Annotated in this window: 15 protein-coding genes; 6 read left to right on the top strand and 9 right to left on the bottom strand. The window is 70.2% G+C overall.

Annotated features, from left to right (window positions below; genetic code table 11):
* Nucleotides 1–32: 32 nt before the first annotated feature.
* Both G6045_RS20710 and G6045_RS20715 read right to left on the bottom strand, forming a co-directional pair.
* Nucleotides 33–455 carry an acyl-CoA thioesterase gene (locus G6045_RS20710; RefSeq protein ID WP_165333520.1) on the bottom strand — a complete coding sequence of 141 codons (423 nt, stop codon included), beginning with the start codon at nt 453–455 and terminating at the stop codon, nt 33–35.
* A gap of 90 nt (nt 456–545) precedes the next feature.
* Nucleotides 546–1,175 carry a hypothetical protein gene (locus G6045_RS20715; RefSeq protein WP_165333521.1) on the bottom strand — a complete coding sequence of 210 codons (630 nt, stop codon included), beginning with the start codon at nt 1,173–1,175 and terminating at the stop codon, nt 546–548.
* A 217-nt stretch (nt 1,176–1,392) separates the two neighbouring features.
* Here G6045_RS20715 and G6045_RS20720 point away from each other — a divergent pair, with 217 nt between their 5' ends.
* Nucleotides 1,393–1,851, top strand: coding sequence for a LysM peptidoglycan-binding domain-containing protein (locus G6045_RS20720; protein WP_165333522.1), 459 nt, complete (start codon nt 1,393–1,395; stop codon nt 1,849–1,851).
* Here the strand turns inward: G6045_RS20720 and G6045_RS20725 are convergent.
* Complete coding sequence (locus tag G6045_RS20725; protein WP_165333523.1) at nt 1,838–2,476, bottom strand: cysteine peptidase family C39 domain-containing protein; 639 nt, start codon at nt 2,474–2,476, stop codon at nt 1,838–1,840. The two genes, G6045_RS20720 and G6045_RS20725, sit on opposite strands and share 14 nt — an antisense overlap.
* The gene (locus G6045_RS20730) at nt 2,473–3,684 is read right to left on the bottom strand and encodes a pyridoxal phosphate-dependent aminotransferase (protein WP_165333524.1); all 1,212 of its coding nucleotides are present in this window, start codon (nt 3,682–3,684) and stop codon (nt 2,473–2,475) included. The genes G6045_RS20725 and G6045_RS20730 overlap by 4 nt, the downstream gene beginning before the upstream one ends.
* Nucleotides 3,685–3,799: 115 nt before the next feature.
* On the opposite strand from G6045_RS20730, the gene G6045_RS20735 reads away from it, so the two are divergent.
* On the top strand, nt 3,800–4,441 hold the full coding sequence (locus G6045_RS20735) for a winged helix-turn-helix transcriptional regulator (protein ID WP_165333525.1): 642 nt from the start codon (nt 3,800–3,802) through the stop codon (nt 4,439–4,441).
* 26 nt (nt 4,442–4,467) lie between these two features.
* Nucleotides 4,468–5,382: a HipA family kinase gene (locus G6045_RS20740; RefSeq protein ID WP_165333526.1), complete on the top strand. Its 915-nt coding sequence runs from the start codon at nt 4,468–4,470 to the stop codon at nt 5,380–5,382.
* Nucleotides 5,383–5,479: 97 nt separating this feature from the next.
* Here G6045_RS20740 and aceB read toward each other — a convergent pair whose 3' ends face one another.
* Both aceB and G6045_RS20750 read right to left on the bottom strand, forming a co-directional pair.
* Nucleotides 5,480–7,105 (bottom strand): malate synthase A, encoded by a 1,626-nt coding sequence (gene aceB, locus G6045_RS20745; protein ID WP_165333527.1) that lies wholly within the window; start codon nt 7,103–7,105, stop codon nt 5,480–5,482.
* 235 nt (nt 7,106–7,340) lie between these two features.
* Entirely contained in the window at nt 7,341–7,949 is a 609-nt protein-coding gene (locus tag G6045_RS20750; RefSeq protein ID WP_165333528.1) for a nucleotidyltransferase family protein, read from the bottom strand.
* Nucleotides 7,950–8,045: 96 nt separating this feature from the next.
* Here G6045_RS20750 and G6045_RS20755 point away from each other — a divergent pair, with 96 nt between their 5' ends.
* Together G6045_RS20755 and G6045_RS20760 are read left to right on the top strand one after the other, a co-directional pair.
* The gene (locus G6045_RS20755) at nt 8,046–9,962 is read left to right on the top strand and encodes a protein kinase domain-containing protein (protein ID WP_165333529.1); all 1,917 of its coding nucleotides are present in this window, start codon (nt 8,046–8,048) and stop codon (nt 9,960–9,962) included.
* A gap of 138 nt (nt 9,963–10,100) precedes the next feature.
* Entirely contained in the window at nt 10,101–10,412 is a 312-nt protein-coding gene (locus G6045_RS20760) for a DUF5955 family protein (RefSeq protein ID WP_165333530.1), read from the top strand.
* Here the strand turns inward: G6045_RS20760 and G6045_RS20765 are convergent.
* From G6045_RS20765 to G6045_RS20775, 3 genes are all read right to left on the bottom strand, one after another.
* Nucleotides 10,396–10,782: a VOC family protein gene (locus tag G6045_RS20765; protein ID WP_165333531.1), complete on the bottom strand. Its 387-nt coding sequence runs from the start codon at nt 10,780–10,782 to the stop codon at nt 10,396–10,398. The genes G6045_RS20760 and G6045_RS20765 overlap by 17 nt on opposite strands.
* Nucleotides 10,779–11,072, bottom strand: a complete 294-nt coding sequence (locus G6045_RS20770; RefSeq protein ID WP_165333532.1) for an ArsR/SmtB family transcription factor — start codon at nt 11,070–11,072, stop codon at nt 10,779–10,781. Before G6045_RS20770 ends, G6045_RS20765 begins: the two co-directional genes overlap by 4 nt.
* A 122-nt stretch (nt 11,073–11,194) precedes the next feature.
* Nucleotides 11,195–11,992, bottom strand: a complete 798-nt coding sequence (locus G6045_RS20775) for an IclR family transcriptional regulator (RefSeq protein ID WP_165333533.1) — start codon at nt 11,990–11,992, stop codon at nt 11,195–11,197.
* A 342-nt stretch (nt 11,993–12,334) separates the two neighbouring features.
* Here G6045_RS20775 and allB point away from each other — a divergent pair, with 342 nt between their 5' ends.
* The gene (gene allB, locus G6045_RS20780) at nt 12,335–13,672 is read left to right on the top strand and encodes an allantoinase AllB (RefSeq protein ID WP_165333534.1); all 1,338 of its coding nucleotides are present in this window, start codon (nt 12,335–12,337) and stop codon (nt 13,670–13,672) included.
* The last annotated feature ends 1 nt before the right edge of the window (nt 13,673 follow it).

The raw sequence follows: 13,673 nt of genomic DNA on the forward strand, positions 1-13,673 counted from the left end.
GTCTGAAACTCGGGCTGAAATTCGGGCTGCAATTACAGCCCGAACCTCGACGCATCCTTCGCCAGCGAGCGGAGACGGCCCGCCGGGTCCGCGAGGAGGCGGCGGGCCTCGAGGTCGAGGAAGCCGCCCACCGCCGTCACCTCGGCGGACACCGTCCCGTCGACCTTGCGGATCAGCTGCGCGAGCCGGAACGTCTTGCCCGTGCCCCACTCGAACGCGCACGTCACCTCGACCTTGTCCCCGGCGCGCAGCTCGCGCTTGTAGCGGATCGTCGTCTCCAGGACGACCGGGCCGATGCCGGCCGCCTGCAGATCCTGCTGACGGATACCCGCCGTCTCGAACAGCTCCCAGCGCGCATGCTCCGCGTACTGCAGATACACGGCCTGGTTGAGGTGGCCCTGCACATCGGTCTCGTATCCGCGCACGGTCACCGGCACGAAGAATTCGTCAGCCACGCTCATCCCTTCAACGGGTACGTCCACCAGCTCCAACTGCCCGGCACCGCACGGCATTCCGGGCCCACGACACTCCGACTCCGGAGGCGCTCACACCCGCCGCGGCGAAGCGAGCAGCACTCGTCCGCGTCCGCGCGTGCGGTGTTCGCCCACCTGCCAGCCCGCCTTCGTCAGCACATCCGCATACGAGGACAGCTCGTCCTGCCCGCCCCCTATCTCGACCGCCTCCGGCTGCTGCGTATCCGCCACCGCATAGCCGCCGGCCCCGCTCACCCCCGGCCGGCACCCGCCGGCCTCCAGGGCGAGCGCCGCCGCCTGCACCAGATGCCCGCGCTCCCAGGCGCAGGGGCGGTCCGTCGCGCCGTCCGGATTGGTCATCCGGCGCAGCTCGACAAGACCCTGCCAGGCGCTGTGCACCTCCCGTGTCCGCGCGGGACCGTCGCGGAGCGGCTCCGTCTCCGTGCCGGTGCGGGCCGCGAAGACGGCGTCGGCCGTCTCGGCGGCGCGCGCCGTGGGCGGCGGCGCCGCGGTCAGGAGCTCCTGACGCAGCCGGTGTCCGGCCGGCGTCAGGAAGTACGCGCGCGGCGGCCGGGCGTGCCGGAAGGCCAGCCCGTGCCGCACCAGTGTCTCCAGCTGTGCCTCGGTCCCGCCGATCCGTCCCGTCACGTCCTCGGCACCCGCGAGCACGCGCCGCAACGGCGCCGTCAGCCGCCCTGTCATCTGGGCCCCCTTCCCGAATGAACGCCCTGTCCCGGACGCCCGCGCCCGGACGCCCCCACGTCTTGCACTCCCTGTCGACCATGCTGCCGCGCGCCACTGACAATCGCGCCTCGGCGGCGCACCCGAGGGGTACGGGCGGCGCCCGGTGCTCCCCGCGCGCAGGGGCCCGCTCCGCGCGAGAGTGGGGCACAGGGGGACGACACCCCCAGGAGGAAGTATGGGAATCTTCGACGTGTTCAAGGGCGGCAAGGGCAAGGACGGGAACGCCGGTGAGGCCGCCAAGGAACAGGTGCAGGAGCAGGCGTCGGCCGGCGCGAGCACGGCCGAGTCCCCCGTCAGGAGCAGTGCGGAGGCGAACTCCAAGTTCACGGAGGAGGCCGCCTCCGCCACCCAGGCGGCCGCGGACCGGCTGAGGGCCGACGCAAAGATCACTCCGCCTGCCCCGGAGGCGGCCCCCAAGGCCGCGGCGCCGGCCGGGCCCACTGCCGCCGAACCCGCGCCGGAAAAGCAGAGCGCCCGCACGTACACGGTGAAGTCCGGGGACTCCCTCTCCGCCATCGCGGACCGCGAGCTCGGCGACATGGGCCGCTGGCGGGAGCTCTACGAGCTCAACAAGCAGACGATCGGCGCCGAGCCCGACATGATCCGGCCGGGGATGGAGCTCAAGCTCCCGTGACCGGAGCCGACGGCGCCCGCAGGGACATCCCGCGCCCGGCGAAATAGTCCTCGAACCGCTCCACCGGCAGCTGCGCCATCCGCGTGGCCGCATCCGTCCCCGACGGATTGTGGAAGTGGAACCCTCGGCCGTCCCCTGTCCGCGCGGTGACCAGCACCAGGTGACCGCCGCGGCCGGGGGAGGGTTCGTGGGGCCTGCGGATCGCATAGTGCACGGAGGCGATCACCACCCGGCCCGCGTCGAGCAGCTCGCCGATCTCCTCGACGGTCAGCGAACGGTGCACCTCGGCCTCGACCCCGTACACCTCCCGTACGAAATCCACCGCGGGCGCATAGATCATGCCGCGGATCTCGCCCTCGCCGTCCACGGTGTACGCCCCGAACTTGACGGCGCCGTCCCGCAGTTCGAACAGCGACGGTGCCTCGGCGCCCAGCGCCATCCGCAGACACGTCGCCCCGCACAGATGCCCGCACCACCGCGCGTAGTCCTCGACGTCGGCCGCCCCCGACTCGCGCCACGCGGGGTCCTCGGTCGCGGGGAGCTCCCCGGTCGCGATCGCCTGTACCAAGTCGGGCGAGGCGAACTGCGTATGACTGGGAAAGCCGCAGGTGGTGCAGGAGTTCACTGCTGCCGGTATCCGCTCAGGAACCGCCCGATCCGGCTGATCGCGGCGTCCAGATCATCAGCGTAGGGGAGCGTCAGGATGCGGAAGTGGTCGGGGCGCGGCCAGTTGAAGCCCGTGCCCTGGACCACCTGGATCTTCTCGCGGAGCAGCAGATCGAGGACGAACTTCTCGTCGTCGACGATGGGGTGCACCTTGGGGTCGATCCGGGGGAACGCGTACAGCGCGCCCTTGGGCTTCACACAGCTCACGCCCGGGATCTCGTTGAGCTTCTCCCAGGCCACATTGCGCTGTTCGTACAGCCGCCCGCCGGGCGCGGTCAGCTCGTTGATCGACTGCCGGCCGCCGAGCGCGGCCTGGATCGCGTACTGGGCGGGGGCGTTGGGGCACAGGCGCATGGAGGCCAGCATGGTCAGGCCCTCCAGGTAGTTCTTCGCGTGCTGCTTCGGACCGGTGATCATCAGCCAGCCGGAGCGGAAACCCGCCACGCGGTACGTCTTGGAGAGGCCGCAGAAGGTCAGCACGACCAGATCGGGGGCGAGCGCGGCGGCCGAGTGGTGGACGGCGTCGTCGTAGAGGATCTGGTCGTAGATCTCGTCGGCGAAGACCATCAGGCTGTGCCGGCGGGCCAGGTCGAGCATGCCCTCGACGATCTGCTTCGGATACACCGCGCCCGTAGGGTTGTTGGGGTTGATGATCACCATGGCCCGCGTACGGTCCGTGATCTTCGACTCCATGTCGGCCAGGTCCGGGTACCAGTCCGACTGCTCGTCGCACAGGTAGTGCACCGCCTTGCCGCCGGAGAGCGTGGTGACGGCGGTCCACAGCGGGAAGTCGGGCGCGGGGATGAGGATTTCGTCGCCGTCCTCGATCAGCGCCTGGACCGCCATGGACACCAGCTCGGAGACACCGTTGCCGAGGAAGACGTCGTCGACGTCGACCTCCAGGCCCAGGGTCTGATAGCGCTGGGCGACCGCACGCCGGGCGGACAGGATGCCGCGGGAGTCCGTGTAGCCGTGGGCCTGCGGCAGCATCCGGATCATGTCCTGGACGATCTCCTCCGGCGCCTCGAACCCGAAGAGGGCGGGGTTGCCGGTGTTCAGGCGCAGCACGCTGTGCCCTGCCTCCTCGAGCGCGTTGGCGTGCTCGATGACCGGGCCGCGGATCTCGTAGCAGACCTCGCTCAGCTTGCTCGACTGCCGGAACTCCATGCGCGTGCCCTCCAAGCGGGCCGGGCGACCCTTGCGTCACCAGGCGACTCTCGTGTCACTTGGTTTTACCAAGCTCCCGCTTGGAAAGTCCAACAACTTACGTATGCTGTGGCTCATGAGCAGGCCCACGTCACGCCGTCGAAGCTACGACCAGTACTGCGCCACCGCCCGCGCCCTCGACGTGGTCGGGGACCGCTGGACGCTCCTGATCGTCCGCGAACTCCTGGCGGGACCGCGTCGCTACACCGATCTGCACGCCGACCTCCCCGGCGTCAGCACGGACATGCTCGCCACGCGCCTCAAGGACATGGAGCAGGCCGGCCTCGCGCTGCGCCGCAAGCTGCCGGCCCCTTCCTCCTCGTACGTCTATGAACTGACGCCCAGGGGAAAGGACTTGCTCCCGGTCCTCCAGGCCCTGGGCGAATGGGGCGCCCCCGAGCTGACCGGGCGCCGGCCCACGGACGCGGTGCGGGCGCACTGGCTGGCCCTGCCCTTGCTGCGGGAGCTCTCGGTCCTCGGCGAGGCCGGGGTGGTGGATGTCCTGCTCGACGAGGGCCGGTTCCATGTACGGGTGGACGCGGGCGAGCCGGTGTACGGCGAGGGCCCGTACCCGGGCGAGCCCGACGCCCGGCTCGTCCTGAGCCTGGACGTGGCCGACATCCTCGCCCGGCGCGGCACCACGCTCCTGGAAGCCGTCCGGACGGGGAAGGCCGAGGTCAGCGGGGACGGGGCGCTGGCAAAAGCGCTCGGCCGCTGAGGACACGCGCGGCTACAGTTGCCGCTGTGCTCCGACAAGTCACCGCCACCCGCTACCTCAACCCCCTGCACACCGGCGGCTCCGTCCCCGGCGTCGTCGAGGCCGACGACCTGGGGACGTACGTCCTGAAGTTCACCGGGTCGGCGCAGGGCGTCAAGGCGCTCGTCGCGGAGATCGTGGTGGGGGAGCTGGCGCGGCGGCTCGGCCTGCGCTTCCCGGAGCTGGTGCTGGCGCACTTCGACCCCGCGATCGCCGCGGACGAGCCGCACCAGGAGGTCCAGGACCTGCTGCGGGCCAGCCCCGGACTCAACCTGGGCATGGACTTCCTGCCGGGGGCGGTCGACTTCACGCCCGAGGTGGCCGCGGACTTCCCGGTCGACCCGCTGGAAGCCGGCCGGATCGTCTGGCTGGACGCGCTCACCGTCAACGTCGACCGGACGGTGCACAGTTCGAACCTGATGGTCTGGCCGACGTTCGGGACCGCGCCGGCGAAGCTGTGGCTGATCGACCACGGCGCGGCGCTGGTCTTCCACCACCGGTGGGACGGGGCGGCGCCCGACAAGGCGTACGACTTCAAGCACCATGCGCTGGGCGGCTACGGGCCGGACATGCGGACGGCGGATGCGGAGCTTGCGCCGCGTGTGACCGAGGAGCTCCTGCGCGAGGTGGTCGCGCTCGTCCCGGACGCATGGCTGGCCGAGGAGCCCGGGTTCGCCGGTCCGTGCGACGTACGGGATGCGTACGTCGCCTATCTCCTTGCGCGGGCCAGGAGTTCGGCGTCATGGCTGCCGACGGACTTCCCCTCGCGCGACGAGCTGGCGGTGGCGGATGAGCGCCGCGCGGCCCGGACCCGGCGGGGCCGCCCGGACTGGCTGAAGCAGGTCCCGAACCTGCACGGCAAACCGGCGGCGGAACGGGACTGGTCGGCGCACGTGGAGTGACCCTCTGCTCCACAACGCCGTGTGACCCTCTGCTCCACAACGCCGAGTGGCCCCGGTCAACAACCCCGGGGCCACACGGACAGGGAACTCGGACCGCTCAGCCCTTGAGCTGCTCGTACGCCGGCAGCGTCAGGAAGTCCGCGTAGTCGGCGTCCAGGGAGACCTGGAGCAGCAGATCGTGGGCCTGCTGCCAGTGGCCGGCCGCGAAGGCCTCCTCGCCGATCTCGGCCTTGATGTTCGCCAGCTCCTCGGCGGCGACCTCACGGGCCAGCTCGGCCGTGGCGGTCCTGCCGTCCTCGAAGACGACCCCGGCATTGATCCACTGCCAGATCTGCGAGCGGGAGATCTCGGCGGTGGCCGCGTCCTCCATCAGGTTGAAGATCGCGACGGCGCCGAGACCGCGCAGCCAGGCCTCGATGTAGCGGATGCCGACCTGGACGGCGTTCTGCAGACCGCCGAACGTGGGCTTCGCGTCAAGGGAGTCGATGGCGATCAGGTCGCCGGGCGCCACCGCGACGTCCTCGCGCAGCCGGTCCTTCTGGTTCGGCTTGTCGCCGAGGACCTTGTCGAAGGACTCCATGGCGATCGGCACCAGGTCGGGGTGCGCGACCCACGAGCCGTCGAAGCCGTCGCCGGCCTCGCGGTCCTTGTCGGCGCGGACCTTCTCGAACGCGACCTTGTTGACCTCGGCGTCCCGGCGCGAGGGGATGAACGCGGCCATGCCGCCGATCGCGTGCGCACCGCGCTTGTGGCAGGTGCGCACGAGCAGTTCGGTGTACGCGCGCATGAACGGCGCCGTCATCGTGACCAGGTTGCGGTCCGGCAGGACGAACTTCTCGCCCCCGTCACGGAAGTTCTTGACGATCGAGAACAGGTAGTCCCAGCGGCCGGCGTTCAGACCCGAGGCGTGGTCGCGCAGCTCGTAGAGGATCTCCTCCATCTCGTACGCGGCCGTGATCGTCTCGATGAGGACGGTGGCGCGGACGGTGCCCTGCGGGATGCCGACGTAGTCCTGTGCGAAGACGAAGATCTCGTTCCACAGGCGCGCCTCGAGGTGCGACTCGGTCTTCGGCAGGTAGAAGTACGGGCCCTTGCCGAGCTCGATGAGGCGCTTGGCGTTGTGGAAGAAGTACAGGCCGAAGTCGACGAAGGCGCCGGGGACGGGCTTGCCCGCCTCGTCCACCAGGTGGCGCTCGTCGAGGTGCCAGCCACGCGGACGCATCACGACGGTGGCGAGCTGGTCGGCGTCCTTGAGCGCGTACGACTTGCCGGACTTCGCGTCGGTGAAGTCGATGTTCCGGTGGTACGCGTCCATCAGGTTGACCTGGCCCAGGACCACGTTCTCCCAGGTCGGGGCGGAAGCGTCCTCGAAGTCCGCGAGCCAGACCTTGGCGCCCGAGTTCAGGGCGTTGATGGTCATCTTGCGGTCGGTCGGACCGGTGATCTCGACACGGCGGTCGTTCAGGGCGGCCGGAGCGGGGGCCACGCGCCACGAGTCGTCGGCACGGATGTGCGCGGTCTCGGGCAGGAAGTCGAGGGTGGAGGTGCGGGCGATCTCGGCGCGGCGCTCTCCGCGGCGGGCGAGGAGCTCTTCACGCCGGGGCGTGAACAGGCGGTGCAGCTCGGCCACAAAGGCGAGGGCCGCATCGTTAAGGACCTCTTCCTGCCGGGGCAGGGGCTCGGCGTCGACGATGGCCAGCGGGGACGGCGCTGGTGCTGACATGAGCTGTCACTTCCTTCAGCGGGGGAGCCGTGCACGGCACTGAGTGCCGTCAGGTCCTGTATCGGGTCCTGGGGCCGCCGACCGCCGGATGAACGGGGCGGGGCGCTTCTGACCAGTGGATAGTAGTTTCCTCATGGTGGAAGTTCAATGGTTTGTTGATATCGAGATTCTCCGGGTCGAGCGACCATGGCGCTGAGTGCCACCACGATCACTTCCCGCGATCGGTCGCTGTGGCCTATGGCTCCAGACGCGTGAGATCCGCCTCGGTGTCGATGTCGTACGGCTGCGCCACATCACCGCATTCGACCCTCGTGATCTCGTCCTCATGGGCCTTCAGATACGCCCGCGCGCCCCGGTCGCCGCTCGCACCGGCCGCGATGTCCGTCCAGTGCCGCCGCCCGAAGAGCGTGGGATGTCCGCGTACCCCGTCATAGGCCGCAGTCACCAGCGAATCTTCATCGTCGTACGCGGCCACGACCCGCGCCACCGCCTCGCGACCGATCCCGGGCTGATCCACCAGCGATACGAGGACGGCCCGCGCGTCCGTACCCGCGAGCGAGGCAAGCCCGGCCCGCAGCGAGGAGCCCATGCCGTCCGCCCATCCGGGGTTGTCGACCAGGACGCAGCCGGGCAACTCGGCCCGCTCCCGTACATCGGCGGCCTGTGCGCCCAGCACCACGTGCACCCGCTCGATGCCCCCTGCCCGCAGCACCCCCACCGCGTGCTCCACCAGCGGCCGCCCGCGGTGCGTGAGCAGCGCCTTGGGCCGCCCGCCGAGCCGCCGCCCGCCACCTGCGGCGAGAAGCAGCCCCACGACCGGGTCGTTGTTACGTGTATGTGCCATACCGAAGACATACAGCATGGTCTGCGGGCCCTCCGGTTCCGATAGGGTTCCGGACGTCTCGGGTGGGAGCAAGTGCACGGTGGGGAACCAGAGTTGATGAACAGTCACAACGCGAATGGCGTGTTCAAGCCGCTGGAAGGCGACGACCCGCAGGCCGTCGCCGGCTACCGGATCAGTGCGAAGCTCGGCGCGGGCGGCATGGGCAAGGTCTATCTCTCCTATACGCCGGGCGGCCGGCCGGTCGCGATCAAGGTGATCAGGCCGGAGCTGAGCGAGGACGCAGAGTTCCGCCGCCGCTTCCGCCAGGAGGTGCAGTCGGCTCAGCGCGTGCAGGGCCTGTACACCGCACCGGTCATCGACAGCGACGCCGAGGGCAACCATCCCTGGCTCGCCACGGCGTACGTGCCCGGGCCCGCCCTGTCCGCGGCGGTGGTCGAGCACGGGAAGCTGCCCGTGGAGACGGTGCTGCTGCTTGTGGCGGGGATCGCGGAGGCGCTCCATGTGATCCACGGCGCGGGCATCGTGCACCGGGACCTCAAGCCGTCCAATGTGCTGCTCGCCGCCGACGGGCCGCGCGTCATCGACTTCGGGATCGCGCGCGCCGCGGACGCCACCTCGCTCACGGGCAGTGGGGTCACCATCGGCACGCCCTCGTTCATGGCGCCCGAGCAGGCGGCGGGACGGCCGTGCACGCCGGCGACCGATGTGTTCGCGCTCGGCCAGGTCGCGGCCTTCGCCGCGATGGGCACGCCCGCGTTCGGCGAGGGCACTTCGCACGGTGTGCTCTACCGCATCGTGCACGAAGAGCCGGATCTGACCGGACTGCCCGAGGACCTGCGGGAGTTGGTGACGCGCTGCCTGGCCAAGGACCCGGCGGCCCGGCCCTCCGTGATGGAGGTCATCGCGCTGTGCCAGTCGGCCAACGCGGAGACGGTCCTGCGGCGCCCGGAGGACTGGCTGCCGACTGCGGTCGCGGCGGACATCACCCAGCGTGCGGCGGCCGCGGCCCCGGTGCAGACACCTCCGCCCGCGGTCGTTCCCGCCCCGCCGGCCCAGGCCCCCGCTCAGCCGCCCGCGTACCAGCCGAACACCCCGGCCCAGCCGCCGGCCACCGCGCCGGCGGCCCCGCCTCACCAGCCGGCCGTACAGCAGCCGATGGCCCAGCATCAGCAGCCGCCGGCCGCCCAGGCCCCGACGCCGCCGCCGACCCAGGGGGCCGCACCGGGCACGCCGCCGCCGGGGTTCGGGCCCAACGCGTACGACACGGCGGCGCTGCGCGAGCCGGGGCCCGCGGCTCATCAGCCGACGCCTCCGCCGGTGACGTATCAGGGGCCGGGCGCGGCGGCGTCCCAGGCTCCGCCGAAGAAGAAGAGTCGGATGGTGCCCCTCGTGATCGCCGCCGTCGTCGCCCTGGTCCTCGGTGGTGCGGGCGGTGCCTATATCGCGCTGAGCAAGGGGGACGACAAGAAGCAGCAGGCGTCGTCGGACGGCGACAAGCAGTCGACGCCCTCGGCCGCCCCGACGACCGACGAGCCGTCGGACTCGGGCACGCCCTCCGCGCAGGAGAGCCCCGGCGACGGCGGCGGCAAGGCCGTGCCGGACCCGCAGCCCGTGGACTACAAGGACATCGAGGTCCCTTACGGCTACGAGCTGTTCTTCTCCGACGACGACATGCAGCCCGTCAATCGCGACGACGGCGAAGCCGACCTCGAGTACGACGAGGCCGACAGCAAGAGGGCCCTGGAGATCGGCGACTACTCGAACAACAAGCTGATCCTGCTCAACAACGCGCAGGAGGGGACGCTGGAGACCTGCCGTGACGAGACGCGCTACGCGGAGGTGGTCACCTTCGACCGCCTCTCCAAGGGCTCCCGGATCTGCGTGCGGACCTCGTCCGGGCACATCGGGCTCGTCACCTACAAAGGGAGCTCGCCGCAGTCCGACCCGAGTGACTACGTCACCCTGGACGTCACCCTGTGGCGCAACGCACTCGACGCCCAGCCCACGAACTGAATCACGTCACCGCGGTGGCGCCCGAAGCACCAAGTGGCGTTTACTGTCCGGCGTCCCGAGTGGCCGACCACCATCCGGGGCGCAGGACGAGACAAGAACGTAGAAAACCGCACAACGACGTGCGATGGGGGATCGACTGTGTTGCAGAGCGTGGGGCAGAGGCGGCCGGTGACGGACAGCGGCGAGGATCCGCGGGTGGGCGAGCTGCTCGCCGCCGTGTCCCGGCTGCGCCGTGAACTGGCCGGGCATCCGGCGGAGTTCCCGGACCGGGGGATCGCCGAGGACGAGCTGGCGGCGCTGCAGGCGATGGCGCTCGGCGGCGCACCCGAGTCCGCCCGGCTGCGCCGCTCGCTGCTTCTGGTCGCCGGGGCGATCGGTTCGGTGAGCGCGCTTGCCGCAGCGCTCGCGGCGGTACGCGAAGCGGTGGACCGGCTCAGTTCATCTGGATGATCTGGATCAGGTTGCCGCAGGTGTCGTCCAGGACCGCGGTCGTGACCGTCCCCATCTCGGCCGGCTCCTGCGTGAACGTCACGCCCAGGTCGCGCAGCCGCTTGTACTCGGCGTGCACATCGTCGACCAGGAACTGCGCGACCGGGATCCCGTCCGCGACCAGAGCGGTCTTGTACGGCGGCACGGCGGGGTGCTTGCCCGGCTCGAGCAGCAGCTCGGTGCCCTCGGGCGCCTCCGGGGAGACCAGGGTGAGCCAGCGGTCCTCGCCCAGCGGGATGTCGTGCTTCTTCACGAAGCCCAGCTTGTCGACGTAGAAGCGCTCGGCCTTGGCCTGGTCGTCGACGAAGACGCTGGTGATGTGGATCTTCATGGGGTGCTCTCCGGGGGGTGGGGCCTGAGCCATCGCGTCACGATCTGCTCAAGAGGCTGTGTGTCGAGGTCGTGGAACTTGTAGCGGCCTTCGCGTCGTGAGACGACCAGACCCGCCGTTTCCAGTACCGCCAGATGCTGGCTGACCGCCTGGCGGGTGAGCGCGAGCTCGTGCTTCATGGCCAGGCGCGAACAGATCTCGAACAGGCTCTGGCCGTCCCGTTCCGCCAGCTCGTCAAGGATGGTCCGACGTGTGGGGTCGGCCAGTGCCTTGAAAACATCCTCCGACATGACCACCACCATAGGCAAGTCGTCACTTGCCTATCAAGTCGGGGGGCGGATCGATGCGGCCCAGGACATGCCTGAGGGGGTACGCCGAGTCGGTCGGCGTACCCCCTCAGGGAAAGCGCGGTTCAGGAACCGTTCGTATTGGCCAGCGCCACGGAGAGCTCCGCCGCCACCTGCTGAAGGATCGGCACGATCCTGTCGGTCGCGGCCTCCGTCACACGGCCCGCGGGGCCGGAGATGGAAATGGCCGCCGCGGTGGGGGAGTTGGGCACCGAGACCGCGAGGCAGCGGACCCCGATCTCCTGCTCGTTGTCGTCCACCGCGTATCCCGCACGGCGCACCTCTTCGAGCGCGTCGAGGAAGGCGTCCGGCGTGGTGAGGGTCTTCTCGGTCGCGGCCGGCATGCCGGTGCGGGCGAGCAGCGCCCGTACCTCTTCGGCGGGCGTGTGCGCGAGCAGCGCCTTGCCCACGCCGGTCGAGTGCGGCAGGACCCGGCGGCCGACCTCGGTGAACATCCGCATCGAGTGCTTGGACGGCACCTGTGCCACGTACACGATCTCGTCGCCGTCGAGCAGTGCCATGTTCGCGGTCTCGCCGGTCTCCTCGACCAGGCGCGCGAGATACGGGCGCGCCCAGGTGCCGAGCAGGCGGGACGCGGATTCGCCGAGGCGGATCAGGCGGGGGCCGAGCGAGTAGCGGCGGTTGGTCTGCTGGCGGACGTAGCCGCAGGCCACCAGGGTGCGCATCAGGCGGTGGATGGTCGGCAGCGGCAGTCCGCTGGTGGCGGAGAGTTCGCTGAGGCCGACTTCTCCGCCCGCGTCTGCCATCCGCTCGAGCAGATCGAAGGCGCGCTCGAGGGACTGGACACCGCCGGTGGCTGCGGTGGCCTTGGTGTCGGTGGTGCTGGCGTTGGACGTCGGCACAGCGCGGTCCTTTCGTACAGGCAGGAAAGAGAAGCCTATCGCCCGGCCCGCGGCCGGCGGGTGGTGCAGGGGGTGCTGTCCGGGCCGGTCAGCACCCGTTTGTCCGGCTGCGGGCGATGCCTTCCTACGACCGGGGCCACTCTTGATTGTGCCATGATCCATTCTGTAGTCTGAAATTCAGTTTCCGCTCTATGGAAACATCCAATTGGCCCTCGGCTCCTCTTCGACTGCGCAAGGAGGGGGTTGACGGGCCGCAGTCCCGGGGCGAGACTCCGTTCAACAGACCGTTGAATTCCGCTCTGCGGAAGCGACTACGGAAGCTCTACGGAAGTGAGGGTGAGGGTGTCCGACGTGGAACTGGTGGTGCGCTCGACCAGAGTGGTCACCCCGGAAGGGACGAGGGCCGCTTCGGTCTCCGTCTCCGGCGGGAAGATCGTCGCTGTCGCTGCCCATGACGCCGAGGTGCCGGCCGGCGCCCGGCTCGAGGACTTCGGGGACCATGTCGTCCTCCCCGGCATCGTCGACACCCATGTCCACGTGAACGACCCGGGCCGTACCGAGTGGGAGGGCTTCTACACGGCCACCCGCGCGGCCGCGGCCGGCGGTATCACCACGCTCGTGGACATGCCGCTCAACTCCCTTCCGCCGACGACCACGACGGACAACCTCCGTACGAAGCAGGACGTCGCCCGCGCCAAGGCGCACATCGACGTCGGCTTCTGGGGCGGCGCGCTCCCGGACAACGTCAAGGACCTCAAGCCGCTGCACGACGCCGGGGTCTACGGCTTCAAGTGCTTCCTGTCCCCGTCGGGCGTCGACGAGTTCCCGCACCTGAACGGTGAGCAACTCGCCGCCTCCATGGGTGAGATCGCCGGCTTCGGCGGCCTGCTCATCGTGCACGCCGAGGACCCGGGCGAGCTGGACTCGGCGCCGCACCTGAGCGGCCCGAAGTACCACGACTACCTCCAGACCCGGCCCCGTATCTCCGAAGACGTGGCCATCAAGGGTCTGATCGACACGGCGAAGCGCCTGAACGCCCGTGTCCACATCCTGCACCTCTCCTCGTCCGACGCCCTGCCGCTGATCGCCGCCGCCAAGGCCGAGGGCGTGCGGCTGACCGTCGAGACCTGCCCGCACTACCTCACGCTGACCGCCGAGGAAGTCCCCGACGGCGCCAGCGAGTTCAAGTGCTGCCCGCCGATCCGCGAAGGCGCCAACCAGGACCTCCTGTGGCAGGCGCTCGCCGACGGCACCATCGACTGCATCGTCACCGACCACTCGCCGTCCACCGCCGACCTCAAGACCGATGACTTCGCCACCGCCTGGGGCGGGATCTCCGGTCTCCAGCTGAGCCTCGCGGCCATCTGGACCGAGGCCAAGAAGCGCGGTCACACCCTCGACGACGTGGTGCGCTGGATGTCCGCGCGCACCTCCGCTCTGGTCGGCCTCGACCAGAAGGGCTCCATCGAGGCGGGCCGCGACGCCGACTTCGCGATCCTCGCGCCCGAGGAGACCTTCACGGTCGACGCGGCCGAGCTGCAGCACCGCAACAAGGTCACCGCGTACGCGGGCAAGACCCTCAGCGGTGTCGTGAAGTCGACCTGGCTGCGCGGGACACGCATCTACGCGGACGGCGAGTTCACCGAGCCCGCCGGCCGCCTTCTCGAAAGGAACAACTAGC

The organism is Streptomyces mesophilus, assembly GCF_011044995.1.
Taxonomy (GTDB): Bacteria; Actinomycetota; Actinomycetes; order Streptomycetales; family Streptomycetaceae; genus Streptomyces; species Streptomyces mesophilus.